Origin of the sequence: Pseudomonas sp. R84, assembly GCF_009834515.1 — a bacterium.
In the GTDB taxonomy this organism is placed as follows: Bacteria; Pseudomonadota; Gammaproteobacteria; order Pseudomonadales; family Pseudomonadaceae; genus Aquipseudomonas.
The window spans coordinates 4,252,968-4,279,422 of record NZ_CP019426.1; the positions used below are offsets into that span (position 1 = coordinate 4,252,968).

General features: G+C 57.9%; 24 protein-coding genes and 4 tRNA genes. 9 read left to right on the plus strand and 19 right to left on the minus strand.

The window, feature by feature from the left end; genetic code table 11:
- Positions 1-110: 110 nt before the first annotated feature.
- Positions 111-1,241: a carbon-nitrogen hydrolase family protein gene (locus PspR84_RS18730; protein WP_160058685.1), complete on the plus strand. Its 1,131-nt coding sequence runs from the start codon at positions 111-113 to the stop codon at positions 1,239-1,241.
- Positions 1,242-1,244: 3 nt separating this feature from the next.
- On the plus strand, positions 1,245-2,285 hold the full coding sequence (locus PspR84_RS18735; protein WP_160058686.1) for an AraC family transcriptional regulator: 1,041 nt from the start codon (positions 1,245-1,247) through the stop codon (positions 2,283-2,285).
- Positions 2,286-2,671: 386 nt separating this feature from the next.
- Here the strand turns inward: PspR84_RS18735 and PspR84_RS18740 are convergent, their stop codons facing one another.
- Both PspR84_RS18740 and PspR84_RS18745 read right to left on the minus strand, forming a co-directional pair.
- Positions 2,672-3,526, minus strand: a complete 855-nt coding sequence (locus PspR84_RS18740) for a DUF2242 domain-containing protein (RefSeq protein ID WP_016983898.1) — start codon at positions 3,524-3,526, stop codon at positions 2,672-2,674.
- Positions 3,527-3,618: 92 nt separating this feature from the next.
- Positions 3,619-4,518, minus strand: coding sequence for a LysR family transcriptional regulator (locus tag PspR84_RS18745; RefSeq protein ID WP_160058687.1), 900 nt, complete (start codon positions 4,516-4,518; stop codon positions 3,619-3,621).
- A gap of 118 nt (positions 4,519-4,636) precedes the next feature.
- Between PspR84_RS18745 and PspR84_RS18750 the strand changes: the two genes are divergently transcribed.
- Positions 4,637-5,842, plus strand: a complete 1,206-nt coding sequence (locus PspR84_RS18750; RefSeq protein WP_160058688.1) for an MFS transporter — start codon at positions 4,637-4,639, stop codon at positions 5,840-5,842.
- A gap of 666 nt (positions 5,843-6,508) precedes the next feature.
- Here PspR84_RS18750 and PspR84_RS18755 read toward each other — a convergent pair.
- From PspR84_RS18755 to PspR84_RS18800, 10 genes are all read right to left on the minus strand, one after another.
- Complete coding sequence (locus PspR84_RS18755; protein ID WP_160058689.1) at positions 6,509-8,380, minus strand: SurA N-terminal domain-containing protein; 1,872 nt, start codon at positions 8,378-8,380, stop codon at positions 6,509-6,511.
- A gap of 228 nt (positions 8,381-8,608) precedes the next feature.
- Positions 8,609-8,881 carry an HU family DNA-binding protein gene (locus PspR84_RS18760; RefSeq protein WP_003183171.1) on the minus strand — a complete coding sequence of 91 codons (273 nt, stop codon included), beginning with the start codon at positions 8,879-8,881 and terminating at the stop codon, positions 8,609-8,611.
- 148 nt (positions 8,882-9,029) lie between these two features.
- On the minus strand, positions 9,030-11,426 hold the full coding sequence (gene lon / locus PspR84_RS18765; RefSeq protein WP_160058690.1) for an endopeptidase La: 2,397 nt from the start codon (positions 11,424-11,426) through the stop codon (positions 9,030-9,032).
- A gap of 163 nt (positions 11,427-11,589) precedes the next feature.
- Complete coding sequence (clpX, locus tag PspR84_RS18770) at positions 11,590-12,873, minus strand: ATP-dependent Clp protease ATP-binding subunit ClpX (RefSeq protein ID WP_003223632.1); 1,284 nt, start codon at positions 12,871-12,873, stop codon at positions 11,590-11,592.
- A 112-nt stretch (positions 12,874-12,985) separates the two neighbouring features.
- Positions 12,986-13,621: an ATP-dependent Clp endopeptidase proteolytic subunit ClpP gene (clpP, locus tag PspR84_RS18775; RefSeq protein ID WP_007951559.1), complete on the minus strand. Its 636-nt coding sequence runs from the start codon at positions 13,619-13,621 to the stop codon at positions 12,986-12,988.
- A 93-nt stretch (positions 13,622-13,714) separates the two neighbouring features.
- Positions 13,715-15,025: a trigger factor gene (tig, locus tag PspR84_RS18780; protein ID WP_007917329.1), complete on the minus strand. Its 1,311-nt coding sequence runs from the start codon at positions 15,023-15,025 to the stop codon at positions 13,715-13,717.
- A 400-nt stretch (positions 15,026-15,425) separates the two neighbouring features.
- Positions 15,426-15,501: transfer RNA gene (locus PspR84_RS18785), tRNA-His, on the minus strand.
- A gap of 77 nt (positions 15,502-15,578) precedes the next feature.
- Positions 15,579-15,663: transfer RNA gene (locus PspR84_RS18790), tRNA-Leu, on the minus strand.
- 56 nt (positions 15,664-15,719) lie between these two features.
- Positions 15,720-15,795 (minus strand) — tRNA-His (locus tag PspR84_RS18795).
- Positions 15,796-15,827: 32 nt separating this feature from the next.
- Positions 15,828-15,904: transfer RNA gene (locus tag PspR84_RS18800), tRNA-Arg, on the minus strand.
- Between the two features lie 275 nt (positions 15,905-16,179).
- On the opposite strand from PspR84_RS18800, the gene folD reads away from it, so the two are divergent.
- Together folD and pbpG are read left to right on the plus strand one after the other, a co-directional pair.
- Positions 16,180-17,034, plus strand: a complete 855-nt coding sequence (gene folD, locus PspR84_RS18805) for a bifunctional methylenetetrahydrofolate dehydrogenase/methenyltetrahydrofolate cyclohydrolase FolD (RefSeq protein WP_038362797.1) — start codon at positions 16,180-16,182, stop codon at positions 17,032-17,034.
- A 230-nt stretch (positions 17,035-17,264) separates the two neighbouring features.
- Positions 17,265-18,203: a D-alanyl-D-alanine endopeptidase gene (gene pbpG / locus PspR84_RS18810; protein WP_150693856.1), complete on the plus strand. Its 939-nt coding sequence runs from the start codon at positions 17,265-17,267 to the stop codon at positions 18,201-18,203.
- Between the two features lie 53 nt (positions 18,204-18,256).
- Here pbpG and PspR84_RS18815 read toward each other — a convergent pair whose 3' ends face one another.
- From PspR84_RS18815 to PspR84_RS18825, 3 genes are all read right to left on the minus strand, one after another.
- Positions 18,257-18,463, minus strand: a complete 207-nt coding sequence (locus tag PspR84_RS18815; protein WP_160058691.1) for a hypothetical protein — start codon at positions 18,461-18,463, stop codon at positions 18,257-18,259.
- Positions 18,464-18,475: 12 nt separating this feature from the next.
- Complete coding sequence (locus PspR84_RS18820) at positions 18,476-18,682, minus strand: DUF6021 family protein (protein ID WP_077573693.1); 207 nt, start codon at positions 18,680-18,682, stop codon at positions 18,476-18,478.
- 90 nt (positions 18,683-18,772) lie between these two features.
- The gene (locus PspR84_RS18825) at positions 18,773-19,444 is read right to left on the minus strand and encodes a peptidase C39 family protein (RefSeq protein ID WP_160058692.1); all 672 of its coding nucleotides are present in this window, start codon (positions 19,442-19,444) and stop codon (positions 18,773-18,775) included.
- 234 nt (positions 19,445-19,678) lie between these two features.
- On the opposite strand from PspR84_RS18825, the gene PspR84_RS29500 reads away from it, so the two are divergent.
- Entirely contained in the window at positions 19,679-19,855 is a 177-nt protein-coding gene (locus PspR84_RS29500) for a hypothetical protein (RefSeq protein WP_174244461.1), read from the plus strand.
- Between the two features lie 254 nt (positions 19,856-20,109).
- On the opposite strand, the gene PspR84_RS18830 is transcribed toward PspR84_RS29500, so the two are convergent.
- Together PspR84_RS18830 and PspR84_RS18835 are read right to left on the minus strand one after the other, a co-directional pair.
- Complete coding sequence (locus PspR84_RS18830) at positions 20,110-20,859, minus strand: TerC family protein (protein ID WP_016986876.1); 750 nt, start codon at positions 20,857-20,859, stop codon at positions 20,110-20,112.
- Between the two features lie 29 nt (positions 20,860-20,888).
- Positions 20,889-21,131, minus strand: a complete 243-nt coding sequence (locus PspR84_RS18835) for a hypothetical protein (protein WP_160058693.1) — start codon at positions 21,129-21,131, stop codon at positions 20,889-20,891.
- Positions 21,132-21,264: 133 nt separating this feature from the next.
- On the opposite strand from PspR84_RS18835, the gene nhaR reads away from it, so the two are divergent.
- On the plus strand, positions 21,265-22,164 hold the full coding sequence (gene nhaR, locus PspR84_RS18840; protein ID WP_160058694.1) for a transcriptional activator NhaR: 900 nt from the start codon (positions 21,265-21,267) through the stop codon (positions 22,162-22,164).
- Here nhaR and PspR84_RS18845 read toward each other — a convergent pair.
- Positions 22,159-23,322: an MFS transporter gene (locus tag PspR84_RS18845; protein WP_160041035.1), complete on the minus strand. Its 1,164-nt coding sequence runs from the start codon at positions 23,320-23,322 to the stop codon at positions 22,159-22,161. The two genes, nhaR and PspR84_RS18845, sit on opposite strands and share 6 nt — an antisense overlap.
- 338 nt (positions 23,323-23,660) lie before the next feature.
- Between PspR84_RS18845 and sstT the strand changes: the two genes are divergently transcribed.
- Positions 23,661-24,893 (plus strand): serine/threonine transporter SstT, encoded by a 1,233-nt coding sequence (sstT, locus tag PspR84_RS18850; RefSeq protein WP_160058695.1) that lies wholly within the window; start codon positions 23,661-23,663, stop codon positions 24,891-24,893.
- A gap of 241 nt (positions 24,894-25,134) precedes the next feature.
- Here sstT and PspR84_RS18855 read toward each other — a convergent pair whose 3' ends face one another.
- A complete protein-coding gene (locus PspR84_RS18855) occupies positions 25,135-25,644 on the minus strand; it encodes a DUF1993 domain-containing protein (protein WP_034154670.1) in 510 nt (169 codons plus the stop codon).
- Between the two features lie 125 nt (positions 25,645-25,769).
- On the opposite strand from PspR84_RS18855, the gene PspR84_RS18860 reads away from it, so the two are divergent.
- Complete coding sequence (locus PspR84_RS18860; protein WP_160058696.1) at positions 25,770-26,417, plus strand: DUF480 domain-containing protein; 648 nt, start codon at positions 25,770-25,772, stop codon at positions 26,415-26,417.
- Positions 26,418-26,455 lie beyond the last annotated feature (38 nt).

Sequence of the window (26,455 nt, forward strand, 5' to 3'; positions counted from 1 at the left end):
ATGACCGTAACTGACAACTTATTGATCCAAATGCGCAGTGCCCCTTGGCAACCCGGTCCATGGGCCCTACCCTAGTCGCCATACCCTGTACCCGGTAGTTGTTGGTTTTCATGCGCAAACTTTTGTACCTGTTCTTTTCCATGGCCCTCGTCGCCGCCCTGACCACCTACGCCATGTGGGCGGCGGACCGGCCGGCGGGGCATTACCTGTCAGACTTACGTATAAACGTGGCAGTTGATCAGGGCACGCCCGGCGACCGTGGCAATCTGCTGGGCATCCAGCCCGAACTGTTCCCCACTGACTATCAAAGCCCCGAACGCTTGCACCGCAAACTCGCGGCGTATTTGCAGCAGGCCCAGGATCAAGGTCTGCTGAGTGAGAAAACCGTGGTGGTGTTGCCAGAGAACGTCGGCACCTGGTTGCTGCTCAGCGGCGAGAAAGACGAGTTGTACCAGGCGCCGTCCCTCGCCGAGGCGATGAACTGGCTGGCGGCGAGCAATCCGTTGTTGTTCGCCCGTGCCTGGCTCAGCGCCAACGGCAGCGACCGCCTCAACGACGCGTACCTGCGCATGAAATCCAAGGCGATGGCCAAGGATTACCAGACACTGTTCGGTGGTCTGGCCAAGGAGTTTCACGTGACGCTGGTGGCCGGCTCAATCGTGCTGCCGGAGCCGAGCATCCGCGATGGCCAACTCAAACCCGGCAGCGGTGCGCTGTTCAACAGCAGCGTGGTGTTTGGCCGTGACGGCGTGCCGCTTGGCCAGCCGCAGCGGCAGATGCACCCGGTGTTTGATCAGCGTGAAGTGATCGAAGGCGCGGATAAACACCAGATCAACGTGGTCGACACCCCGGCCGGACGCCTCGGCGTGCTGATTGGCAGTGACAGTTGGTATCCGGACAACTACCGCACACTCGACGAGCAAGACGCCCAATTGGTCGCGGTGCCGGCGCAAGTGTTCGGCCAGGGTGCGTGGAATCAACCGTGGCGCGGCTATAAAGGTTCAAGTACACCGGGCTCGATCAGCCTCAAACCCGGTGAAGTCACCGAAGGACAGGCCTGGCATCGGCTGACGCTGACTGCACAACCGCCGAGCAGTCGAGCGATTGCCGGCGTCAGTGTGTTCTTGCGCGGGCAGTTCTGGGACAAGGCCAGTTCCGGTCAGAGTTTCCTCAGCAGCAACGGTCAGCAGTTCGCCGATGGCGAGGCCCGTGGCGCGCGTTTGCTGAACATCTGGTTGTAAGCCATGAAGCCGCTGCCGATGCGCCTTGGGGATTTGTCGGTGGGCTTTGTGCACAGCCTCGCCGATGCGGTGCGCAGTCATGCCGCCGATCCGCAGCCACTGCTGGAGCAATATGGCCTGGACGCTGCACGGTTGGCTGAGGCCGGGGCACGCTTGTCGATTCCGCGCTACATGCGTCTGGGCCACGCGGCGATTCAGTTGACCGGCAATTCGGCGCTGGGCTTGCGCATGGGCCAGCTCAGCCGCCTGAGCCAGGCCGGGCTGGCCGGTGTCACTGCAGCACAAGCGCCGACCGTGCGCGAAGCCGCGCGCTGTCTGATCCGTTTCGAGGCGCTGTACGGCTCCAACTACCGTGGCCAGTCCAGTTTTCACGAAGATGCCAATGGCGCGTGGCTGCGGTTCTATTCGATCAGCCCGTACAACGCCTATAACCGCTTCGTCGTGGACTCGATCATCGCCGGGTGGCTGCATCAGCTCTCCAGTGTCAGCCGCGAGCCGTTGCGCGCCGAACGCATCGATATCGAATTCGAAGCGCCGGATTACCGTGAGGCTTACAGCGTACTGGGGGATTGCCCGATCCAGTTCGGCGCCGAACGCAATCAGCTGCGCCTGAACCTCGACAGCCTCGCACAGCGTAATCCCGAGCATTGCCCGAGTACCTGGCGGCATCTGCTGCAACTGTGTGAACGGGAGCTGGAACAATTGACCCGAACCCGCAGCCTGCGTGAACGCATCACTCAGCTGTTGGGGCCGTTGCTCAATGGTGGCCGGGAACCCGACCTGGAAGAAGTGGCGGCACGTCTGAAGCTGCCGACCTGGACGTTGCGGCGCAAACTGGCCGAGGAAGGCACGCAATTTCGCGCGATCCTCAACGACACGCGTCGGGACTTGGCGATGACCTACATCCGCGATACTGAACTGGCCTTCGGCGAAATCGCCTACTTGCTGGGCTTTGCTTCAGCCGAAGCGTTCCAGCGAGCCTTCAAACGCTGGAGCGGTCAGACGCCCGGCGAATTCCGTCGCAGCCATCGTAAATCCGCCTGACGCTTACAGCTCGGTGGCGTCTTCGGCGGGCTCCAGAGGATCCAGCTCAAAGGCGTGGTATTCGAGCAGCTCTTCTTGATATTCATCCATCGCGTAATCCCCCTGCTGCTCTCTTGAATGGGCCTGAGCAAATGCCCAGTGCCTCGAGCTTAACGTGCTCGTGTGAAGGAAAAGTGAAACCCGGCCTTCATGAATAAAACGTAGCAGACGGTCAGGAATTTATCGCGGGACTTTTGTCCGGGGAATGTAACGAAATTTGAGGCAACCCATAAACCACTGTGGGAGCGAGCCGGCTCGCGAAGGCGTCGGACCATTCAGCACACAGGTGACTGAAAGTCCGTCTTCGCGAGCAGGCTCGCTCCCACAGGGGCGGCGTTGAGGCTGGTTTACTGGCCGGACGCTGGCATCGCCGGAATCGGCTCGGATGGCGGCGGGATGTCCGGATTGGCCGGTGGCGTGATGGTTTCGGTCGCGGGTGCAGGTTCTGCGCTCGGCGCCGGGGTGATCGGCGCGGCCTCTGCCGGTGGAGCGACCGGTTCCGACGTTACTGGCGCGGTCTCGGCAGGTGCTGGCGCCGGTTCTGCAGCCGGGGCCGGCGTTGCTGCAGGTTCGGCCGCCGGAGTCGGCGTTGGCGCCAGCGCTGCCGGCGCAGCCTTCACCTCAGGCACACCCAGGTCAGCTTTCGGTTTCTCTTCGATATGCGCGGCTTTCTTCGCATCTGCCGGCAGGAACTGCTCGACCAGGGTAAAGAAACGCTCATAGAACTTCTGCGCGGTCACCGTCTCGCTGGCCACCTTGACCATCGAATCGTCCGACGAGCCGATCGGCATCGACACCGAACCCAATACACCCACGCCGAGGCTGGCCGAGTTGTTGGTCTTCTTCAGCGCGTAACGATCCTGCAAGGCGTTGGCAAACATCGTCGCATGGTGCCCGGCGCTGCCGTCATCGGCGCAAACCACGTTGAAGCTGATCTCCATGTGGGTGTCGCCGGTTTGCTGGAAACTCTTGTGGCCGCTGACCAGTTTCGGGTCGCTGCTGGTAATGATGTAGCCTTGGCTGAGCAACGCACGGCGAGCCGCTTCGCAACTGACCGAGTCGGTCACCGGGTAATTGCGCGAAAACGTACCGGAGTCATCGAAGTTCTCATGCTCATACATCGGCTTGTCTTTCGAACAGCCGGCAACAGCGGTCAACAACAGCGCCAACCCGACTACACGCATGGGAGTGGAAATCAACATTGAACATCCTGAGAGAAAACAGTCCGGGGCGTATTGTGCAACAGATCGCTGCCGCGCTGCGCATGGATTAGTGTCTTAAAGCAGTTACAACTCTATCGACCGTCAGTTGCGGGAAAAAGTCGCAACGCCAGATGATCGATGAACACCCGCAATTTCGCCGTGGCGTGACGACTCGATGGCCATAGGACCCAGAACTGACCGGTGTGTTCAAGATGTGTATCAAGCACGCGACGCAAGCGGCCTTGCGCCTCGGCCTCACGGGTCATGAAATCCGGCAGACAGGCAATGCCCATGCCGGCCAGCGCCGCGTGGCTTACCGCCTCAATCGACGTACTGACCAACCGCGTCGGCAACGTCGGCTCTGCGGCACTCTCCGCGCGAATCAGCGGCCAGGTTTCCAGTTTGCCGGTGGCATGAAACGTATGCCGAAGGCACGCATGATCCGCCAGATCGGCGGGCGTCTGCGGCACACCGCGTTGCGCCAGATAAGCCGGACTGGCTACCAGCACCATGTGAAACTCGCCCAACGCTCGCGCCATCAGTCGCGAATCCCGTGGCTTGCCGGTGCGGATCACCGCGTCGAAACCTTCTTCAACCACGTCGACCATGCGATCGGTCAAATCCAGATCCAGCTCGATCTGCGGGTACAAGGCCATGAACTCGTTCATGACCGGCATCACCAGGCCATGCACCTGCGGCAGACTGATACGCAACTTACCATGGGGTTTCGCAGCCGCGTCACATAACTCGAACTCTGCCGCCTCGACCTCCGCGAGAATTTTGCGACAGCGCTCCAGAAACAGCGCCCCTTCACTGGTCAGCGTGACACTGCGAGTGGTGCGCTGAAACAGGCGCACGCCGAGTCGCGCTTCCAGCCGCGCAATACTTTTGCCCACCGCCGACGATGACACCCCTTGCAGTCGGCCAGCCTCAGTGAAACTGCGCGTCTCGGCCACCTGCACAAACACCGAAATACTGCCAAGGCTATCCATACCAACCTCCCATTGCTGACATCCGTGTCCGATATGTTCGGAACCTTAACCCGTTTTTCACCGATGTGCAGCGCCATATCCTGTGCTCTTCGTCAACATTGCACATGGATGCCGGCTCATGAATGACACACAACTCAGTTGCCTCACAGTTGAACACCCCGTCTCTCACCGCGAACAGTTACCCCTCGGTGCGCTGCTGGCACTGGCCACCGCCGGATTCATTACGGTCATGACCGAAGCCATGCCCGCCGGCCTGTTACCGCAGATGAGCAGCGGCCTGAATGTGTCCCAGGCACTGATCGGGCAATTGGTCACGCTGTATGCGATCGGCTCGATCCTCGCGGCGATACCGCTGACAATCGCCACTCGAGGCTGGCGACGCCGACCGCTGTTGCTTTCCGCTATCGGCGGCTTTGCCATCGCCAACAGCATCACCGCCCTGTCGGAGTGGTACTGGCTCACCCTGATCGCACGCTTTATCGCCGGGATATTTGCTGGTTTGCTTTGGGCTCTGCTGGCGGGATACGCAAGCCGTATGGTCGCCCCGCACCTGCAGGGCCGCGCCATCACCGTAGCCATGCTCGGCGCGCCACTGGCGCTGTCGCTGGGAATACCCGCAGGCACCCTGCTCGGCACCCTGGTCGGCTGGCGCCTGAGCTTCGCCATCATGACCGCGCTGACCGTTGTGCTGGTGATCTGGGTACGCTGGCAAGTACCAGACTTCGCCGGTGAACGCGTGGGAAAACGCATACCACTGCGTCAGGTGTTTACCTTGCCTGGCGTGCGATCGGTATTGTTCGTCACCCTCACCTACGTCATTGCGCACAACTTGCTGTACACCTACATCGCGCCGTTCCTGCAGCCTTCCGGACTTGATGCCAACGTCGACCGCGTGCTGCTGGTATTCGGCCTCGCTTCAGTGCTGAGCCTGTGGATCGTCGGCAGCCTGATTGACCGCTGGCTGCGCGAACTGGTGTTGATCAGTGCCGGACTGTTCCTGCTGTCCGCAATAGCACTGGGCCTGTGGCGCGAATCGCCGAGCGTGGTGTACATCGCCACCGCTGTGTGGGGACTCGCGTTTGGTGCAATGCCATCGCTGCTGCAAACCGCCTCGGCGAAAACCGCGAAAGAGGCTGCCGATACGGCGCAATCGATGTTGGTTACGCTGTGGAATGTCGGGATTGCAGGTGGTGGATTGGTGGGAGGTTTGTTGCTGGGGAACCTTGGGGTGGGAGCTTTTCCGTGGATTGTTGCAGGATTGCTGGGACTGACCCTGTCAGTAGCGATCAAAGCTCGGAGACATGGTTTTCCAAGAGCCGAATGAGACCGGTCGATTGACAGGCCGCCATCGCGAGCAGGCTCGCTCCCACAGTTGGATTGATTACATCAGATAGAAAATTGGTTGGCTTTCAGGCCGCCTTCGCGAGCAGGCTCGCTCCTACAGTTGGATTGAGTACATCTGACAGAAGGTTGGTCGGCTGTCAGGCCGCCTTCGCGAGAAGGCTCGCTCCCACGTTTTAATTTGTGTGCGGCCCACGCGGCAAAGCCGCCCCACTCAACAGGATGAGCGTTAGCTCGGCTGCAGCTCTTGATCTTGATCTGAAGGCCCGTCGGCAGGCTGAGTGGAGGGATTGATCCGGGGGTGGGAGCGCAGCGACCGTTCGACGAAGTCGAACACATCGAGAGGAGGTGCAGCGAAGCAAACCGTAGGCGATGCCCCCCCGGATCAATCCCGGAGCGAAGGAACCCCGAGCCCCAGCGAGCGGGCCGAACGTCAGGGCAAGCCTTTTTGGTTACTTTTTCGGCGTCTGGAAAAAGTGACCCGCCGTAAGGGCGGAACCCTGATCAGCAACACCCGCAGCAACGGATATCCCCCCAAAACCCCAAGCACATGGTCGGCCCAAAGGCCGCCACGCCCCGGCGCCCAACGCCAAAAAAAAAGCCCCGACCTATACAGGCCGGGGCTTTCACATGACAACTCAATCAGACATCAAAAACGCTTGATCTCAGCCTGAGCTTCCAACTGCTTGCGATACGCCGCAAAGTCCTGCTGCCCCTCACGCGAAGCAAGGAAGCGACGGTACTGAACCTTCTCTTCATCCGTCGGCGCAGCCGCTTCGTTAACGCCGTTCAGACGCACGATCATCAAACTACCGTCCGGCAGGGTCACGCTGGTGAACGTCGGCTTGTCCTTGGCAGCCGGCTTCGGCATACGGAACAACGCTTGCAGCACCGCCGGATCAACACCTTCCTGACCACGGGTGGCCGCTTCAGTGGTTTTCCAGTTCTGACCCTCAACTGCCTTGTCCAACGGCGCCTTGCCATCACGCAGATCAGCAATCAGCTTCTCCGCCTTGGTCTTGGCAGCCGCGCTGGCGTGCTCTTTGGTCAGCTGAGTGCGGATCGCCGCATTCACGCTTTCCAGCGGCAGTTGCGCAGGTTTCAGGTGCTCCTTGGAACGCAGCACGATCACGGTTTCCGGATCCAGCTCGATGGCGGTGCTGTTGGCACCTTCGTCGATCACTTCAGTGCTGAACGCAGCGGTCACAACGGCACGGTTGGCCGCAACACCTTCGCCACCTTCACGGCCGAACGGCTTGGAAGTGTGCACGGTCAGTTTCAGATCCGCCGCTGGCTGAGCCAGGTCAGACGCTTCGAACGCCGAGTCTTCCAGTTGCTTGGTCGCCTCGACAAAACGCTGCTCGACCTGCGCGGCTTTCAGCTCGCGGGTGAGCTTGTCTTTCAGGCTGGCCAGGGTCGGCACTTCAGGCGCTTCGACACCCAACAGCTTGATCAAGTGGTAACCGAAGTCAGTACGAATCGGCTCGGACACCTGGTCTTTCGACAGCGAGTACAGGGCTTTTTCGAACGCAGGGTCGTAAACGCCAGGACCTGCGTAACCGAGATCACCGCCATTGTTGGCCGAACCCGGATCCTGCGAGAACTCTTTGGCCAGCGCTTCGAACTTCTCGCCCTTGGCCAGACGCGCCTGGACTTCGTCGATCTTCGCTTTGGCCTGAGCCTCGGTGGTCTTGTCGTTCACTTCGATCAGAATGTGCGCGGCACGACGCTGTTCCGACAGATTGGCGATCTCTTTCTGATACGCCGCCTGCAGGTCTTCGTCTTTCACGGCAACCTGATCGAAGAACGAAGACTTCTTCAGCTCTACGTAATCGATGATCACTTGGTCCGGAGTCATGAACTCCTTGGCGTGTTCGTCGTAGTAAGCCTTGACCTCTTCGTCGGTCAGTTTGACCGCAGCCGGATCAGCCTTGACGTTCAAGGTGGCGAAATCGCGGGTCTGTTTTTCCAGACGGGCAAATGCCAGCACTTCGGCGTCGGTGACGAAACCGCTGCCCGCCACACCGGCGCGCAGTTGGCCGATGAGCATTTCCTGAACCAGCATCTGGCGGAATTGCATACGGCTGTAACCCAGTTGACGGATTACCTGGTCGAAACGCTCGGAGCTGAACTTGCCGTCCACCTGGAATTCAGGAGTCTGCAGGATCACTTGATCCAGTGCACCTTCGGAGAAAGCGAACTTCGCTTGTTCGGCGCCTTGCAGCAGCAGCTTGCGATCGATCAGACCCTTGAGGGCCGATTCGCGCAGCATTTTCTCGTCGAGCAAGGAAGCATCGAAGTCCTTGCCCAGCTGTTGCATCAGCTGACGGCGTTGCATGTCAACGGCCTGGCTCAGCTCGTTCTGGCTGATTTCATCACCGTTGACCTTGGCCGCCTCATTCTTGTGAGTCGTGGCCTGGAAAATGGCGTCGAAACCGGTCAGAGCCATCAGTGCAACGATGACCCCGATAATGGTCTTGGCAATCCAGCCTTGTGAATTGTCCCTGATATTCTGCAGCATGCGTCCCCCAGAAACGGTTGAACTTCAAAATTAGGCAACCGTGGAGCGTGGGTAGAATCCGGATAGAAGAAAGGCGCATCCGAGGATGCGCCTTCTCGTAACTGGCGGAGCGGACAGGGCTCGAACCCTCGATCCCGGCGTTACAGGCCACTGTTTCAGCGACCTGCTCTACCGCTCCGCTGCCAAGTCAGGCATGACCCCGACCCGGATGGGTAAAAACCTGAAAACTTAGTTAACAGCTTCTTTCAGTGCTTTACCGGCTTTGAAACCTGGCTTCTTGGCAGCCGGGATTTCCAGAGTCTTGCCGGTCTGCGGGTTACGACCAGTACGAGCCGGACGATCCGTCACGGAGAAAGTACCGAAACCAACCAGAACAACGGAGTCGCCAGCCTTCAGAGCGCCAGTGACGGATTCGATTACAGCGTCCAGCGCACGGCCAGCAGCAGCTTTCGGGATATCAGCGGATGCAGCGATAGCATCAATCAGTTCCGACTTGTTCACTCTAAGTCCCCTTATATCTATTTTGAGATGATTCTAAGTTTTTTGGTGAAAGCAAAAACGAGTGCTGAATGGCCTACAGACACTTAAGAGCCGCTTTATAACAAGGGCTCTAAAAAACTGTCAAGGAAGCCCCCCAGGCAAAAGCGTATTAATGCGTGCTAATTCTTTCCTTAGAGTCAGACTCACGTTTTTCTTCCTTGGCAACTATCTCCGGAGCCACATCCGGCAAGGGCTCCGGCGCGTATTGCAGCGCAATTTGCAGGACCTCGTCAATCCATTTAACCGGTTTAATCTGCAGATCCTGCTTGATATTGTCAGGAATCTCCTTCAGATCACGCACGTTCTCTTCCGGAATAATCACGATCTTGATTCCGCCGCGGTGAGCCGCCAGCAGTTTTTCCTTCAGACCACCAATCGCCAGCACCTGACCACGCAAAGTAATTTCGCCAGTCATGGCCACATCAGCGCGCACCGGAATACCGGTCAATGCCGACACTAGCGCCGTGCACATGCCCACACCAGCGCTAGGGCCGTCCTTCGGGGTCGCCCCTTCCGGCATGTGGATGTGCGTGTCGCGCTTCTCGTGGAAGTCCAGGGGAATACCCAGGCTCTTGGCACGACTGCGGACAACGGTCAGTGCGGCAGTGATCGATTCGACCATCACGTCGCCCAGCGAACCGGTCTTGATCAATTGCCCTTTGCCCGGCACAACAGCGGCTTCGATGGTCAGCAATTCACCACCAACCTGAGTCCAGGCAAGGCCGGTCACCTGACCGATCTGATCCTGTTGCTCGGCCAGACCGTAGCGGAATTTGCGCACACCGAGGAAGTGTTCCAGCAAGTCAGCTGTCACTTTCACCGAGAAGCGTTTTTCCAGCGCATGCTCTTTAACGGCCTTGCGGCAGACCTTGGCGATCTGACGTTCGAGGCCACGCACACCGGCTTCACGGGTGTAGTAACGGATGATGTCGCGGATCGCTTCAGCGTCGAATTCCAGCTCGCCTTTCTTCAGACCATTGGCGGCGATCTGTTTTGGCGAGAGGTATTTGACGGCGATGTTGATCTTCTCGTCTTCGGTGTAGCCCGGCAGACGGATGACTTCCATCCGGTCGAGCAGTGCCGGCGGAATGTTCATCGAGTTCGAGGTGCACAGGAACATCACATCGGAAAGGTCGTAATCGACTTCCAGATAGTGGTCGTTGAAGTTGTGGTTCTGCTCTGGATCGAGCACTTCCAGCAACGCCGACGCCGGGTCACCACGCATGTCGCTGCCCATTTTGTCGATTTCATCGAGCAGGAACAGCGGGTTGCGCACACCCACTTTTGTCATCTTTTGAATCAATCTTCCCGGCATCGAACCGATGTAAGTCCGACGGTGACCGCGAATTTCCGCTTCATCACGCACGCCACCGAGGGCCATGCGCACGAATTTGCGGTTGGTAGCATGTGCGATCGACTCTGCCAGCGAGGTTTTACCTACGCCCGGAGGACCGACCAGGCACAACACCGGGCCACGGATTTTCTTCACGCGTTTTTGCACGGCGAGGTATTCAAGGATACGTTCCTTGACCTCTTCGAGACCGTAGTGATCGGCATCGAGAATGTCTTCTGCACGCGCCAGGTCCAGACGTACCTTGCTCTGCGCCTTCCACGGCACCTGCACCAGCCAGTCGATGTACGAGCGCACCACGGTGGCCTCAGCGGACATCGGCGACATTTGCTTGAGCTTGTTCAGCTCGGCCGTGGCTTTGGCCAACGCGTCTTTCGGCAGACCGGCAGCGTCGATACGCTTTTTCAGGTCTTCGATTTCGTTGTGGCCTTCGTCGCTGTCGCCGAGTTCTTTCTGAATGGCCTTCATCTGCTCATTCAGGTAGTACTCGCGCTGACTGCGCTCCATTTGCTTTTTGACACGACCACGAATGCGTTTTTCAACTTGCAGCAGGTCGATCTCGGCATCCAGCAACGCCAGAACGTGCTCGACACGAGCCGACAGGTCGATGATTTCGAGAATTTCCTGCTTCTGCTCGATTTTCAGCGCCATGTGCGCCGCCATGGTGTCGACCAGGCGGCCCGGCTCATCGATGCTGTTGAGCGACGACAGGACTTCAGCCGGGACTTTTTTGCCCAGCTGTACATATTGTTCGAATTGCGACAGCAGTGTGCGCACGAACACTTCAGATTCGCGCTCGGCGGCATCGACTTCTTCGATCAGCGACACTTCGGCACGGCAGTGGCCGTCAACTTCGCTGAAGCGCTCGACGGTGCCGCGCTGCTCACCCTCGACCAGAACCTTGACGGTGCCGTCAGGCAGCTTCAGAAGCTGTAGAACAGTAGCGATGGTACCTACGCGATAGAGAGCGTCTTCACCGGGATCATCGTCAGCCGGGTTTCTCTGGGCCAGCAGCAAGATCTGCTTGTCGCCCGTCATCGCGGCCTCGAGGGCTTCGATGGATTTCTCGCGCCCCACGAACAGCGGGATAACCATGTGCGGATAAACCACGACATCACGCAATGGCAGGAGAGGCAATTCGATGGTTGTCTTCATGATTTCGCCTCTACGGCGGCCATATGGCCGTAATCAGATGGAATTGAGCTTGAAACCAAGATGGGGGCTGCCTTGAAAAAAAACAAGCGCAAAGCGGATGTAAAAAATGACATAAAAAAAAAGAGGCCCGAAGGCCCCTTCTTTATTCCAGCAGACTAGACACTTACGCGTCCGGCGCTGCCTTGGCTGTCGGCTCACTGTTTTCGTAGATATACAGTGGCTTGGACTTGCCTTCGATCACGCTTTCATCGATCACGACTTTGCTCACCTCGGACTGCGAGGGGATTTCATACATCGTATCGAGCAGCACACCTTCGAGAATCGAGCGCAGGCCACGGGCACCGGTTTTACGTTCCAGGGCACGCTTGGCGACCGATTTCAGCGCGTCTGTGCGGAACTCCAGATCCACGCCTTCCATCTCGAACAGCTTGGCATACTGTTTGGTCAGAGCATTTTTCGGCTCGGTGAGAATCTGCATCAGCGCAGCCTCGTCGAGCTCGTCCAGTGTCGCCAGGACCGGCAAACGACCGACGAATTCCGGGATCAGACCGAACTTGACCAGATCGTCAGGCTCGACTTCACGCAGGGATTCACCGACTTTCTTGCCTTCTTCCTTGCTGCGCACTTCTGCGTTGAAGCCGATGCCGCCCTTGGTGGAACGGTTTTGAATAACCTTTTCCAGACCGGAGAACGCACCACCGCAGATGAACAGGATGTTACGGGTGTCGACCTGCAGGAATTCCTGCTGCGGGTGCTTGCGACCACCTTGCGGCGGTACGGAAGCGACCGTGCCTTCGATCAACTTCAGCAAGGCCTGTTGCACGCCTTCACCGGAAACGTCCCGGGTGATCGACGGGTTGTCGGACTTGCGGGAAATCTTGTCGATTTCATCGATGTAGACAATACCCATCTGGGCTTTTTCTACGTCGTAATCGCACTTCTGCAGCAGCTTCTGAATGATGTTCTCGACATCTTCACCCACGTAACCTGCCTCGGTGAGGGTGGTTGCGTCGGCAATGGTGAACGGAACGTTCAGCAAGCGGGCCAGTGTTTCGGCCAGCAGGGTTTTACCGGAGCCTGTCGGGCCGATCAGCAGGATGTTGCTTTTGCCGAGTTCGACGTCGTCAGCCTTTTTGTCACGCTGGTTCAGGCGTTTGTAGTGGTTGTACACCGCTACGGCCAAAACCTTTTTCGCACGCTCCTGACCAATCACGTACTGGTCAAGGATGCCGCTGATTTCTTTAGGCGAAGGCAATTTATGCGCGCTGCTTTCGGCCTGGGCTTCCTGCACCTCCTCACGGATGATGTCATTGCACAGGTCGACGCACTCGTCGCAGATAAAGACCGAGGGGCCGGCAATCAATTTGCGCACTTCATGCTGGCTTTTGCCACAGAAGGAGCAATAGAGCAGCTTGCCGTTGTCCTCGCCGTTGCGGGTGTCAGTCATTCGTTCGATCCAAATCCGATAGGCTTGCAACACAAGATGAAGGCTATTGCGGGCTTTTTCAAGCCCGCCGCTGATCAGACAAGCCGACCAAGCCTATTTTGAGCTGCTTATTTTAAGCTGGGCGCTGGTTGATCACTTCGTCGATCAGGCCATATTCCTTCGCAGCTTCTGCACTCATGAAGTTGTCGCGATTGGTATCGCGCTCGATTTCTTCCAGAGTACGCCCGCTGTGCTTGGCCATCAGCGTGTTCAGACGCTCGCGAATGAAGAGGATTTCCTTGGCGTGGATTTCGATGTCCGACGCCTGGCCCTGAAAACCGCCCAGTGGCTGGTGAATCATCACGCGCGAGTTCGGCAGGCAGAAACGCTTGCCCGGGGCACCTGCGGTCAGCAGGAATGCACCCATGCTGCAGGCCTGGCCGATGCAGGTGGTCGACACGTTCGGTTTGATGAACTGCATGGTGTCGTAGATCGACATGCCTGCAGTCACCGAACCGCCCGGAGAGTTGATATAGAGATGGATGTCCTTGTCCGGGTTTTCCGCTTCAAGGAACAGCAGTTGCGCGCAGATCAGGTTGGCCATGTAGTCCTCTACCGGACCAACCAGAAAGATCACTCGCTCCTTGAGCAGGCGCGAATAGATGTCATAGGCGCGTTCGCCACGAGCAGATTGCTCGACAACCATCGGGACCAGGCCGCCGGCGGCCTGGATATCAGAGTTCTGCTGAATATAAGAATTACGGAACATGCTCTGCAGTCGCTCCCAAATAGTTATGTCTTGAATACGCATAAGCCAGCTCGAGAGCTGGCTTATGGTGTGTACTTCTTAACGCAAAATCAATCAGTCGGCTGTTGGTGCTTCTACCGGCTTGACTGCTTCTTCGTAAGAGACCGCTTTGTCGGTCACACTAGCTTTCTGCAGAACAGTATCCACAACTTGTTCTTCCAGCACAACCGAACGCACTTCGTTCAGTTGCTGCTCGTTTTTGTAGTACCACGACACAACCTGCTCAGGCTCTTGATAAGCCGAAGCCATTTCCTGAATCATTTCGCGAACGCGAGCTTCGTCAGGCTTCAGGTCGAATTGCTTGACCACTTCAGCAACGATCAGACCCAGCACAACGCGGCGCTTGGCTTGCTCTTCGAACAGCTCGGCCGGCAGTTGATCAGGCTTGATGTTGCCGCCGAACTGCTGAACAGCCTGCACGCGCAGACGGTCAACTTCGTTGGACAGCAGGGCCTTAGGCACTTCGATCGGGTTGGTGGCCAGCAGACCGTCCATTACCTGATTCTTGACCTTGGATTTGATCGCCTGACGCAGTTCACGCTCCATGTTCTTGCGAACTTCGGTGCGGAAACCGTCGATGCCGCTTTCCTTGATACCGAATTGAGCGAAGAACTCTTCGTTCAGCTCTGGCAGCTTAGGCTCGGAAACAGTGTTGACGGTCACGGTGAACTCAGCGGTTTTGCCAGCCAGGTCCAGGTTCTGATAGTCCTCTGGGAAGGTCAGGTTCAGAACGCGCTCTTCACCGGCTTTAGCGCCAACCAGGCCTTCTTCGAAGCCCGGGATCATGCGGCCGGAACCCAGTACCAGCTGAGTGCCTTTGGCGGAGCCGCCAGCGAATACTTCGCCGTCAACCTTGCCAACGAAATCGATGTTCAGTTGGTCTTCGTTCTGGGCAGCGCGATCGGCCACTTCAAAACGGGTGTTCTGCTTGCGCAGGATGTCGAGCATTTTATCCAGGTCAGCGTCAGCCACGTCAGCGCTCAGGCGCTCAACGGTGATGCCGTCGAAACCGGCAACGGTGAACTCAGGGAACACTTCGAATACGGCAACATATTCCAGGTCTTTGCCAGCTTCGAGCGACTTAGGCTCGATCGAAGGCGAACCAGCCGGGTTCAGCTTCTGCTCAACCACAGCTTCGTAGAAGGAGGACTGGATCACGTCGCCTACAGCTTCCTGACGAGCATCAGCACCGAAACGGCGCTTGATTTCGCTCATTGGCACTTTGCCTGGACGGAAGCCAGCAATCTTGGCCTTTTGGGCGGTCTGCTGCAGACGCTTGTTGACCTGAGTCTCGATGCGCTCAGCCGGCACGGTGACGCTCATGCGGCGCTCGAGAGCAGTAGTATTTTCAACAGAAACTTGCATGGATATTCCTCGTTGCACAGACGTTAGCCGGCCGTTTCCGACCCCAGAATCAAGGGCATGCATTCTAGTGGGTCAAACTCAAGAAGTCACCCTACTGAAAACGGGTAAAAAAACAGCAGGCATTTTATCGGGGCCGCTACACCAATGCAGCGCGCCCCACAGGCGAATACAACCAATCACGCCAGGGCTCTGCGCCAACCGCTTCTATATATAGAAGAGACTGCCAATCACTCCCTGACGGCCGTTCTTGCAAGCAAGCCCGGCGAGCAGTGCAGCATCATCGAGCAACATAAATACGACGAAGCGCCCTACTCCTGCGTCCGGAAACCGGCCATGCCGGTTTTCAAAACCGCAAAACAAAAAAGGCGCCAGACTGTTAAATCTGGCGCCTTTCGAAATATGGGGTGGACGATGGGGATCGAACCCACGACAACGGGAGTCACAATCCCGTGCTCTACCAACTGAGCTACGCCCACCATATTGCGTAACAAAAAAGCCAAACAACTTCTTTGTTGAAACCTCACCAGCCCGAAGACATGAATGAAGCTTTAATTGGTGCGGATGAAGAGACTCGAACTCTTACGCCTCGCGGCGCTGGAACCTAAATCCAGTGTGTCTACCAATTCCACCACATCCGCAGGTGAAGCTTTAAAGCAAAGGCGCCAGACTGTTACATCTGGCGCCTTTCGAAATATGGGGTGGACGATGGGGATCGAACCCACGACAACGGGAGTCACAATCCCGTGCTCTACCAACTGAGCTACGCCCACCATATCGCGTTACTTGTGCCAAAGCTGCCTAATGGCGCACCCGGCAGGACTCGAACCTGCGACCATCCGCTTAGAAGGCGGATGCTCTATCCAGCTGAGCTACGGGCGCCTTATTAATCTGTACTCTTAAAGGACTACAAACTAAGTGCTTTCCAGTGTTGCAGAACCTTGATTCCGCTTCACCTTCTTAACCAGTGCTAGGCTGTGCCCGACAAGTGCGACGAATAGTATAGAGCGCTCCAAAGGTCGTCAAATCCTTTTTGAAAAAAATTCATTTAATTAAAGGAGTTAGAGGAATTTGCTGACCAAGCGCCTTTGCCCTCACCGCTCGACATGCGAGAATGCGTTCTCATTTTTTCCCCTCTCGATGGTTAATCACGCGCAATGACTGCACAACTAATCGACGGCAAATCGATCGCCGCCAGCCTGCGCCAGCAGATCGCCCAACGAGTTGCCGAGCGTCGCCAGCAAGGCCTGCGCACTCCCGGCCTCGCGGTGATCCTGGTCGGCAGCGATCCTGCCTCTCAGGTTTATGTCTCGCACAAGCGTAAAGACTGTGAAGAGGTTGGCTTCCTCTCTCAAGCCTACGACCTGCCCTCCGACACCACGCAAGACGCGCTGACCGATCTGATCGATCGCCTCAACGACGACCCTGCAATCGACGGCATCCTGCTTCAACTGCCGTTGCCCGAGCATCTGGACGCCTCCAAACTGCTGGAGCGTATCCGCCCGGACAAAGATGTCGACGGTTTCCACCCTTATAACGTCGGCCGCCTGGCCCAGCGCATTCCGCTACTGCGTCCATGCACCCCCAAAGGCATCATGACGCTGCTGGAAAGCACTGGCGCTGATCTTTACGGTATGGACGCAGTGGTTGTCGGCGCCTCCAACATCGTCGGTCGCCCGATGGCGATGGAGTTGTTGTTGGCCGGTTGCACCGTGACCGTGACTCACCGTTTCACCAAAGATCTGGCCGGACATGTCGGTCGTGCCGATCTGGTGGTGGTGGCCGCCGGCAAGCCGGGTCTGGTCAAAGGCGAGTGGATCAAAGAAGGCGCGATCGTGATCGACGTCGGTATCAACCGTCAGGACGACGGCAAACTGGTCGGTGACGTTGTTTACGAAACCGCCCTGCCCCGCGCTGGCTGGATCACTCCAGTGCCGGGTGGCGTCGGTCCGATGACCCGCGCTTGCCTGCTGGAAAACACCCTGTATGCGGCGGAAACCCTGCACGCCTGATCGGTACTTTCAGCAATAAGAAAAACCCGCCTTGCGCGGGTTTTTTCATGCCTGAGAAAAAACTGTAACCGTTCGCCGGAAACCCCTCTTTTTACAGGCCTTTTCACGAGATTTTCAGGTCACTCAAACAACCATCGACAGATCTTCAGCCATACTTCTAGAATGCGACGCTTTGAAGAAATAACCCGTTACAAACTAACGGAATATCCAACTTTTATGAGTTCGCCCGCGTGAAAATTCGTCTTTCGATTCTGAGCCTGTTTTTTGCAGTTTCAGGCACTTTCATCACGCCAACGATCAACGCTGCGGAAACCACCGCTGCCCCACGTGACGCTTCGAGCCTGAAGATCGCCTCCGGCAGCGCCCTGCTCATGGATATGCAGACCAACAAAGTCATCTACTCCAGCAACCCTGACGTGATCGTGCCGATCGCTTCTGTCAGCAAGTTGATGACCGGACTGGTAGTGGTTGAAGCCCGGCAGAACATGGACGAATGGATCAATGTCGATATCAGTAACACACCGGAAATGCGCGGTGTGTTCTCCCGAGTCAAACTGAAAAGTGAGCTGCCGCGCCGCGAGATGCTGCTGATCGCCCTGATGTCCTCGGAAAACCGCGCCGCCGCCAGCCTCGCGCATCACTACCCGGGGGGCTACGCCGCGTTTATCGCAGCGATGAACGCCAAGGCCAAGGCATTGGGCATGACCAGTACGCACTTCGTTGAGCCGACAGGCCTGTCGGAGCGTAACGTTTCCACCGCCCGCGACCTGAGCAAGCTGCTGGTGGCCGCGCATAAGTATCCGCTTCTCAGCGAACTCACCACCACCAAGGAAAAGACCGTGTCGTTCCGCAAACCCAACTACACCCTGGGTTTCCGTAATACCGATCACTTGGTCAATAAAGCCGACTGGGACATCAAGATCACCAAAACCGGCTTCACCAACCCCGCCGGGCATTGCCTGGTGCTGGTGACGAAAATGGGCAATCGCCCGGTTGCTTTGGTGATTCTCGACGCGTTCGGCAAGTACACCCACTTTGCCGATGCCAGCCGTATTCGCAGCTGGGTGGAAACTGGCAGGAGTGCCAACGTTCCTGCAGTGGCTCAGCAATACAAGGCCGAGAAAAACCTCAAGTCGCGCCAGAGCGGCGTGGTTGAAGCCTCCAAGTAACCCGTCGCACAAGAAAAAGCCCCGAATCCTCGGGGCTTTTTTTCATCTGCGGATCAGTCATTGGGCAGCGGCATCTTGTCGTCATCGGGAATGCCATCGCCTGCACTCGGATCCCGTGCAGGCTCGGGTGTCAGCACATTAGGCCGAGCCATCGGGTCACGCAGCGGGCTGTCCGGGTCCAGCACCGGATCAACCTCTGGCTCCGCCGTCGTAGGTACGCTGTCCGGTTTTTGGTCATCGAAGCTTGAATCGGTACTCATACGCACCTCACATCAAGGTTTCAGATTGGCTAACGGGTCATACGGCTTGGCCGGTTGCTTGTCGTCTTCGCCGGGCTTCACGTCTTTGGGGGCTTTCGCAGGGCCGACGGGATCGACTTGCGGATCATCAAGATCCGGCGAATCCGGATCAAAGCCCAGATCATGACCCGAAGAGTGCTCGGAAGAATGTGGGCCTTTCGGGGATTGGGGATCTGTCATGTTCGCCTCCTGATTCACCCGCAAACGACGGGCTATAAAGGTAAGAGGCGTGCCGGGCGAAGTCGTGCCCGGCAAATGACGAACGGAGACTCAGTGGGCGGCCAGCGCTTTCTTCGCCTGCGCCGCTTCGTTTTCCTGACCGGCCTGGGCCAGTTCATCGGCCGCTTTGAGCCAGCGTTGCCGGTCGACGGCAGCAGGAATCTGCGACGGTTTCTGAATCAGCACGGCCCAGCCACCAGACTTTTCCAGCGCCGACTCAAAGGAACTGAAACTCATCAATTCGCGGCGGTTCATGCCGGCGCGCAGCAGAACCTTCTGTTTGTTGCGGTCATAACCGGACAGGATCGCGTAACGCGGCTCGGCCCAGAATGCCGAGCCCTCGCTGAACCGGACCATCACCGGATAACCCGCCGCCACTTGGGTCAACAGCGCTGGCAGGTTGCTGTCCAGCGGATAAACCACCATGCCGTACTCACGGGCAAGGTTCTGCAGGTTCTGCTGCAATTTGTCTTCGGCACCCGGCAGATGCAGTGGTTTTTCCAGCAAGCCCGGGGTGATCACGATGCCCTGCTGCGAAAGCAGGCTGGCCAGTACTTGCGGTCCGCTCTGGTTGGCTTCTCCGCGATAGAACGTGCCGCTGAGTTCGACCCGCTCCGGCAGACGCTTGACCTCAGGCGCGACACTGCCTGCACACCCGGCCAACATGGCCGCGCACCCGGCCAGCAGCAGCGCCACACGAATTCGAGAAAATACCTGCACCATCGTTACTCTCTGTTCAGACGCCGGTCATCGTGTTCCGGCAACGCCTGCGATCATAGGGCCGCGCCAGGCTGCGGTATAGCCTTAAGCGGCAGACCCATCAATTGCATAGAGCAAACTGATTGGTCACCAGCGACCTTTGGTCAATAGCCTGAAACACCCCATTGTCTAGACTGTCACTGAAACAGAGCGAATTGAAAAAGTGGGCGCCCGATGCAGGGCGAAGAGGAGGCACTGATGAGCCTGACCATGACTATTGTGATGTTGATTGCCGGCTGGCTGGCCGTGGCTGCCGCCATGTTGTGGGGGGTGCTGCGGATTTCGCGGCGCCACCATCACCATTCGGTGCAGCCTGCTGCGGTTGAGAAAGCCGAGGAGCACCGGGTACGCCACGCGACTGCGCATTCGCATTGAGGATTAACGTCAAAAGCGAAAAGCCCCTCACCCTAGCCCTCTCCCAGAGGGAGAGGGGACTGATCAGGTTGTCTTTTCGAGTTACGCCGACCTGAAATATCGAGCCGAACTCAGGTTCGAAAACTACACAGATCGGCTCCCTCTCCCTCGGGAGAGGGCTGGGGTGAGGGGCTGGTTTTACCGGATATAGAAAACCCGAAATGAAAAAAGGCCGCTTGAACTGAGTTCAAGCGGCCGTTTTGGCTTACTGGCGGTTACACCTGCTCAGCCAGCTTCTTCTGCTTCGCCCGACGCGACATCATGTTCAGGACTTCAATCGAAGCCGAGAACGCCATCGCCGCATACACATAACCTTTCGGTACGTGGGCGCCAAAGCCTTCAGCGATCAAGGTCATACCAATCATGATCAGGAAGCCCAGGGCCAGCATCACCACAGTCGGGTTGTCGTTGATGAACTTGGCGAGCGGCTCAGCAGCGAACAGCATCACCAGTACCGACACCACCACCGCGATGATCATGATCGGCAAGTGTTCAGTCATGCCGACCGCGGTAATGATGCTGTCGATCGAGAACACCATGTCGAGCATCAGGATCTGGCCAATGGCAGCGGCAAAACCGAGGGTAACCGTCGAGGTCGCCGACTTTGGATCTTCCGGTGCCGGATCCATGCTGTGATGGATCTCGGTCGTGGCTTTCCAGACCAGGAACAGACCACCGGCAATCAGGATCATGTCCTTCCAGGAGAACGCCTGACCCAGGATTTCGATCACCGGCGCAGTCAGTTGCACGATGAAGGCGATGGTGCTCAACAGCGCTAGACGCAGGATCAACGCCATGCCGATACCGATGCGGCGCGCCTTCTGCTGATATTGCTTAGGCAGCTTGTTGGTCAGGATCGAGATAAAGATCAGGTTATCGATGCCGAGCACGATTTCCATCACCACCAATGTGGCCAAAGCAACCCAAGCGGTGGGGCTGGCGGCGAGCTGTAACAGATATTCCATGGGTCAGTCCTGACTCTGTGTAAGACGAATTAGATGGTCTTGGAGGAAGATTCGGATTGTTCCGAGTCTTTTTCCGGTGTTTCTTTTTTCTCGATCAGTCCGCCAGTGGCATCACTCAGGGCTTGTTCGGCGGCCTTGTGCGTGTCGTCGATAGCTTGCTTGGCGCTTTCGGCCGCTTTGCCCATCAATTGCTGGGCGCTTTTCTCGGCCTGATCGCAACCGGCCAAAAGCAGTAAAGACGTAAACATCAATGCTGGGATTGTGTATTTCATAAGGTTTCCTTCGAATGAACAGACAGGCTCACAGACCGGCCGTCGATGGCTGGGCATTCTAGGGAGATCAACACTTCAGGAAAATTCGTATTTTTAGCGGCTATACTTCGGTTTTCACGAACTGTAGACCGTCATGCTCAATTACCGACAACTGCATTACTTCTGGGTCGTAGCCAAGACCGGCAGCATCGTGCGCGCCTGCGAGCAACTGAATCTGACCCCACAAACCATCAGCGGGCAGATTTCTCTGCTCGAACAGACGTATGGCATCGAGTTATTCAGACGAGTCGGCCGGCAACTGGAATTGACCGAGGCTGGCCGACAAGCCCTACCCTACGCCGAGCAGATGTTCCAGCTCGGCGGCGAACTGGAACTGATGCTGCGCGCACAACCCAATGAACAGCAGATCCTGTTCCGCGTCGGCGTCGCCGACGTAGTGCCGAAATCCATCGTCTATCGCCTGATCGCGCCGACCATGGAGCTGAATGAACCGCTGCGCATCACCTGCCGCGAAGACAAACTGGAACGGTTGCTCGCCGATCTGGCCATCCAGCGTCTGGACCTGGTGATCTCCGACAGCCCGATGCCCTCGCACCTCGACATCAAAGGCTACAGCCAGAAGCTCGGCGAATGCGGGATCAGTTTCTTCGCCACCCCGGAACTGGCAGCCAGATACGGTCAGGATTTCCCGCGCAGCCTGCACGGCGCGCCACTATTGATTCCCGGCGCGGAAACCGTGGTACGCAGTCGCTTGCAGCGCTGGTTTGCCGAACAGCAGATTCAGCCGCAAATCGTCGGCGAGTTTGATGACAGTGCGTTGATGCAGGCCTTCGGCCAATCCGGCAGCGGGATTTTTATTGGCCCGAGCGTGATTGCCGATGAGGTGAGGCGCCAGTACGGCGTCGAGCTGATTGGTCAGACCGATGCGGTGACCGAGTCGTTCTATGCCATTTCGGTGGAGCGCAAGGTCAAGCACCCCGGCATCGTTGCGATTACCGAAGGTGCCCGACGCGAGCTGTTTACCGCGTTATGAGGCCTCGGCGCACATTTCGCGCGGCTTGAGCGTCATCAGCACCATGGCGAGGAACACCGAGAGCAAGATGAATCCGGCGGCGGCAAAGCCGAGGAAGCCCAGACCCGCGCTGTCGATGACCCGGCCTCCGACGATAGCGCCCAGACCGATGCCCAGATTGGCCCCAGCGATGTTCAACGAGGCGGCAAACGCCGGCGCTTCTGGCGCGGCTTTCATCAGCCGCACGTGGCTGACCAGGAACAACGCAGCCTGGGTAATGCCCCAGATCCCCATCGCCACTGCCAGCCCCAGCGGTGAGTGAATATTCGGTACCAGCGAGACCATGCCGGCAATCATGAACGCACAGAACAACACCGACGCCCCCAGCGGATGGCGGTCCACCGCACGACCGCCCAGCGAGTTGCCGATCAGCCCGACCGCACCGAAGGCCATCAGGCACCAACCCACCACAGTGCCGTTGAAACCGGCGAGGCGCTCAAGAATGTCGGCCAGATAGGTGTAAGCGGTGAACATACCGCTGAACACCAGAATCGACAGCAGGATATGGCCAATCATCAACGGGCTGCGCAGGATCTTGAATTGCGAACGGAAGCTGACCTGATGCTGGTGCAGACTGGTTTTCGGCAGGTAAACAAATAGCAGCAAGGCTTTGGCAAAAGCGATGACCGCAAGAATGCCAAAGGCACTGCGCCAGCCGAACGCGTCAGAAATCAGCGTGCCGACCGGGATGCCAAACACCGTCGCACAGACGATGCCGAAACCGATTTTGGCGATCGCGCGGCCGGCGAAATCCGGACCGACGATGTCCACTGCCGTTTCACTGGCCAAAGCCCAGAACACCGGCAGACCGAGCGCCGGGATCAACCGGGCAATCGCCATCACCCAGATGTTTGGCGCCAGCGCCGCCACGGTATTGGCCAGACCAAACATGATCAGGATGCTGATAAACAGCTTGCGCCGCTCGAAGCGGGCGAAATATGCGGTCAGGAAAGGCCCGAACATGGCCACGGTAAAAGCGAACAGCGTCACCAGCAACCCGGCCTGTGGGATGGTGACTTCAAGGTCTCGGGCAATCGCCGGCAACAGGCCGACGATGACGAATTCCGTGGTCAGCACCGTGAACCCGGCGGCGGACAACAGAAGAATGGGCAACAGCATGCGCAACTCCAGCAAAACGACGACACCAGCGTTGACCCGGAGGCCCGCTGGCGAAATTTGAAAATAAGGATGCGCAATCTTAACAGAGTGTGTCCGGGCTGACTTGCCCAAACCTGTCTATCTTGCCGACAACTCCGGTGGCAGATCGTCACAGGCCTGAAGGATAAGGCCTACGCTGTGATAAAGTCCGCGCCCTGAAAAACGTACAACCTGTTCAGCGGCCGGTTTAATGGCGTTGATGTCGCCTCAACACTTTCGGTGCGTGGCGGTGGTCTGCCCCCGTTTTGCCATCGCTATCACGCAACCCCTGCACCCTATAAAAAATCAGAGATGCCGCTATGACTGCTTCATCCCCTTCTCTACTGCACCGCCTCAAGAACCTGAGCCTGGTCACACAGATCCTCATCGGCCTGATCGCCGGTATTGCCTTGGCGATGTTTGCCCCGCAACTGGCAAAAGACACCGCGTTCATCGGCAAAGTGTTCGTGTCGGCGTTGAAAGCTGTCGCACCGATCCTGGTGTTCGTGCTGGTGATGGCTTCCATTGCCAACCACAAACACGGCCAGGAAACCCACATCCGCCCGATTCTGTTCCTCTATCTGCTGGGCACCTTCGCCGCAGCAGTGGTGGCCGTGGTCGCGAGCATGGCGTTCCCGTCGCATCTGGTGCTGTCCACCGATAACGTCGCGGTGACCGCGCCAGGTGGCATTGCCGAAGTGTTGCAGAGCCTGTTGCTGAGCGTCGTGGATAACCCGGTGAATGCACTCATCAACGCCAACTTCATTGGCATTCTGGCGTGGGCAATCGGCATGGGCGTCGCGATTCGCCATGCTGGCGACACCACCCGCGAAGTGCTCGGTGATCTGTCCAACGGCGTGACCTTGATCGTGCGTGTGGTGATTCGCTTTGCACCGCTGGGTATTTTCGGTCTGGTCGCTTCGACGCTGGCGACTTCGGGCTTCGGCGCGCTGATCGGTTATGCGCACCTGCTGGCCGTGCTGCTCGGTTGCATGCTGTTCGTGGCGCTGGTGATGAACCCGCTGATCGTGTTCTGGAAGCTGCGTCGCAACCCGTACCCGCTGACCCTCAAGTGCCTGCGTGAAAGCGGCATCACCGCGTTCTTCACCCGCAGTTCGGCAGCGAATATTCCGGTGAATCTGGAATTGAGCAAACGCCTAGGTCTGCATGAAGACACCTATTCGGTGTCGATCCCGCTGGGCGCGACCATCAACATGGCCGGTGCGGCGATCACCATTACCGTATTGACGCTGGCTGCCGTGCACACATTGGGTATTGCCGTGGACATTCCTACCGCGATTCTGCTCAGCGTTGTCGCCGCGATTTGTGCCTGTGGCGCTTCGGGTGTGGCCGGTGGTTCGTTGCTGTTGATTCCGTTGGCGTGCAGCCTGTTTGGCATTCCGAGCGAGATTGCCATGCAGGTGGTGGCGGTCGGTTTCATTATTGGGGTGCTGCAGGATTCGGCAGAGACGGCGCTGAACTCGTCGACTGATGTGTTGTTTACCGCAGCGGCGTGCCTGGGGGAAGAAGCAAAAGCCCAGCGCACTGCGTAACAATTGCCGCAATGAAAAGCCCGCCGAGGTGTGAACCCGGGCGGGCTTTTTTGTGGCTGAGATCTTTCCCCCCTCACCCCAACCCTCTCCCCCCAAGGGGGGCGAGGGGGAAAGGGAGCCGATCTTCGTCGCCTTCAAGTCTTGAGTTCGACTCGATAGATCAGGTCAGCGTATCCCGAACCAACAACGCGGTCAGTCCCCTCTCCCTCTGGGAGAGGGCTAGGGTGAGGGCTTTGACTTTTTAGAACGCGCCCATGTAATCACGCTTGCCCACTTCAACACCGTTATGACGCAGCAACGCATAAGTGGTGGTGACGTGGAAGAAGAACTGCGGCAGACCGTAAGTCAGCAGGTAAGCCTGACCGCTGAAGCGTTTTTCCTTTGGGGTGCCCGGACGAGTAACGATTTCGATGCCTTCCTTGCCATCGATCTGCTCTGGCTTGATCTCGCCAATGTAGGCCAGCACCTTGGCAATCAGGGCTTGCAGCTCGGCGAAGGTGGTTTCGGTATCGTCGTACTTCGGCACTTCGACTTCAGCCAGACGCGAGGAAACGCCTTTAGCGAAGTCCACGGCGATCTGTACCTGACGGGTCAGCGGGAACATGTCCGGGTACAGACGAGCCTGCAGGAACGCGTTCGGGTCGATGTTTTTCTCGGTGGCGTGGGCTTCAGCCTTTTTCAGTACATCGCTCAAAGCGTTGAGCATTTGTTGAAAAACCGGGACGGATGCGGCGTACAGGGAAATGGTCATGGCAGTCTCGTGTGGTGGCTGGGTGGAACAAGGAGGCGATTATAGCCATGCTTGATGACCACACGGCTTGCCTTTTGTTTGGCAAGGATTAGGCTAGGCGCCTTCGACTGCAGAGGGAACGCGCGATGACCACAGAACCAGAATCCACCTTCGACGAGCCACGGCTCAACGCCGCGGAAATCCGCATCCTCGGCTCGTTGATCGAGAAACAGGCGACCAGCCCGGAAACCTATCCGCTGACCCTAAATGCACTGGTCACGGCGTGCAATCAGAAAACCAGCCGCGAACCGGTGATGAACCTGACTCAGGGTCAGGTCGGCCAGAGTTTGCGCGCGCTCGAAGGTCGCGGTTTCGCCAAGCTGGTGATGGGCAGTCGCGCCGACCGCTGGGAGCACAAGGTCGACAAGGCGCTGGAGCTGGTGCCGGCGCAGGTGATTCTCAGCGGATTGATGTTTCTGCGCGGCCCGCAGACCATCAATGAACTGCTGACCCGCAGTGGGCGCATGCATGAATTTGAAGACACCGAGCAGGTGGTGCATCAGCTTGAGCGTTTGATTGCGCGGGGGTTGGCCGTGTTGATTCCGCGCCAGGCCGGGCAACGTGAAGATCGTTACACCCATGCGCTGGGTGATCCAGCGGATATCGAGGTGATCATGGCGGCGCGGCAGAATCCTTCGGATCGCGGTGCAAGCAGTGGCGTTTCGGTTGAACGCATCGAAGAGCTGGAGGCGCGGATCGCGGCACTGGAAGAACGCCTGGCCCGTCTGGAATAGCCACCACCGTTTTATTGTGGGAGCGAGCTTGCTCGCGA

Excerpts from the sequence above, each read along its gene's own strand:
- PspR84_RS18745 (WP_160058687.1), bottom strand. The coding sequence starts at position 4,518 with ATGGATAGCCTTGGCAGTATTTCGGTGTTTGTGCAGGTGGCCGAGACG.
- clpX (WP_003223632.1), bottom strand. The coding sequence starts at position 12,873 with ATGACTGACACCCGCAACGGCGAGGACAACGGCAAGCTGCTCTATTGC.
- PspR84_RS18750 (WP_160058688.1), top strand. The coding sequence starts at position 4,637 with ATGAATGACACACAACTCAGTTGCCTCACAGTTGAACACCCCGTCTCT.
- PspR84_RS18825 (WP_160058692.1), bottom strand. The coding sequence starts at position 19,444 with ATGGTGCAGGTATTTTCTCGAATTCGTGTGGCGCTGCTGCTGGCCGGG.
- PspR84_RS18860 (WP_160058696.1), top strand. The coding sequence starts at position 25,770 with ATGACCACAGAACCAGAATCCACCTTCGACGAGCCACGGCTCAACGCC.
- PspR84_RS18855 (WP_034154670.1), bottom strand. The coding sequence starts at position 25,644 with ATGACCATTTCCCTGTACGCCGCATCCGTCCCGGTTTTTCAACAAATG.
- sstT (WP_160058695.1), top strand. The coding sequence starts at position 23,661 with ATGACTGCTTCATCCCCTTCTCTACTGCACCGCCTCAAGAACCTGAGC.
- PspR84_RS18755 (WP_160058689.1), bottom strand. The coding sequence starts at position 8,380 with ATGCTGCAGAATATCAGGGACAATTCACAAGGCTGGATTGCCAAGACC.
- PspR84_RS18845 (WP_160041035.1), bottom strand. The coding sequence starts at position 23,322 with ATGCTGTTGCCCATTCTTCTGTTGTCCGCCGCCGGGTTCACGGTGCTG.
- folD (WP_038362797.1), top strand. The coding sequence starts at position 16,180 with ATGACTGCACAACTAATCGACGGCAAATCGATCGCCGCCAGCCTGCGC.
- PspR84_RS18835 (WP_160058693.1), bottom strand. The coding sequence starts at position 21,131 with ATGAAATACACAATCCCAGCATTGATGTTTACGTCTTTACTGCTTTTG.
- PspR84_RS18815 (WP_160058691.1), bottom strand. The coding sequence starts at position 18,463 with ATGAGTACCGATTCAAGCTTCGATGACCAAAAACCGGACAGCGTACCT.
- PspR84_RS18735 (WP_160058686.1), top strand. The coding sequence starts at position 1,245 with ATGAAGCCGCTGCCGATGCGCCTTGGGGATTTGTCGGTGGGCTTTGTG.
- clpP (WP_007951559.1), bottom strand. The coding sequence starts at position 13,621 with ATGTTCCGTAATTCTTATATTCAGCAGAACTCTGATATCCAGGCCGCC.
- PspR84_RS18830 (WP_016986876.1), bottom strand. The coding sequence starts at position 20,859 with ATGGAATATCTGTTACAGCTCGCCGCCAGCCCCACCGCTTGGGTTGCT.
- nhaR (WP_160058694.1), top strand. The coding sequence starts at position 21,265 with ATGCTCAATTACCGACAACTGCATTACTTCTGGGTCGTAGCCAAGACC.
- PspR84_RS18820 (WP_077573693.1), bottom strand. The coding sequence starts at position 18,682 with ATGACAGATCCCCAATCCCCGAAAGGCCCACATTCTTCCGAGCACTCT.
- tig (WP_007917329.1), bottom strand. The coding sequence starts at position 15,025 with ATGCAAGTTTCTGTTGAAAATACTACTGCTCTCGAGCGCCGCATGAGC.
- PspR84_RS29500 (WP_174244461.1), top strand. The coding sequence starts at position 19,679 with ATGAGCCTGACCATGACTATTGTGATGTTGATTGCCGGCTGGCTGGCC.
- PspR84_RS18740 (WP_016983898.1), bottom strand. The coding sequence starts at position 3,526 with ATGTTGATTTCCACTCCCATGCGTGTAGTCGGGTTGGCGCTGTTGTTG.
- lon (WP_160058690.1), bottom strand. The coding sequence starts at position 11,426 with ATGAAGACAACCATCGAATTGCCTCTCCTGCCATTGCGTGATGTCGTG.
- PspR84_RS18730 (WP_160058685.1), top strand. The coding sequence starts at position 111 with ATGCGCAAACTTTTGTACCTGTTCTTTTCCATGGCCCTCGTCGCCGCC.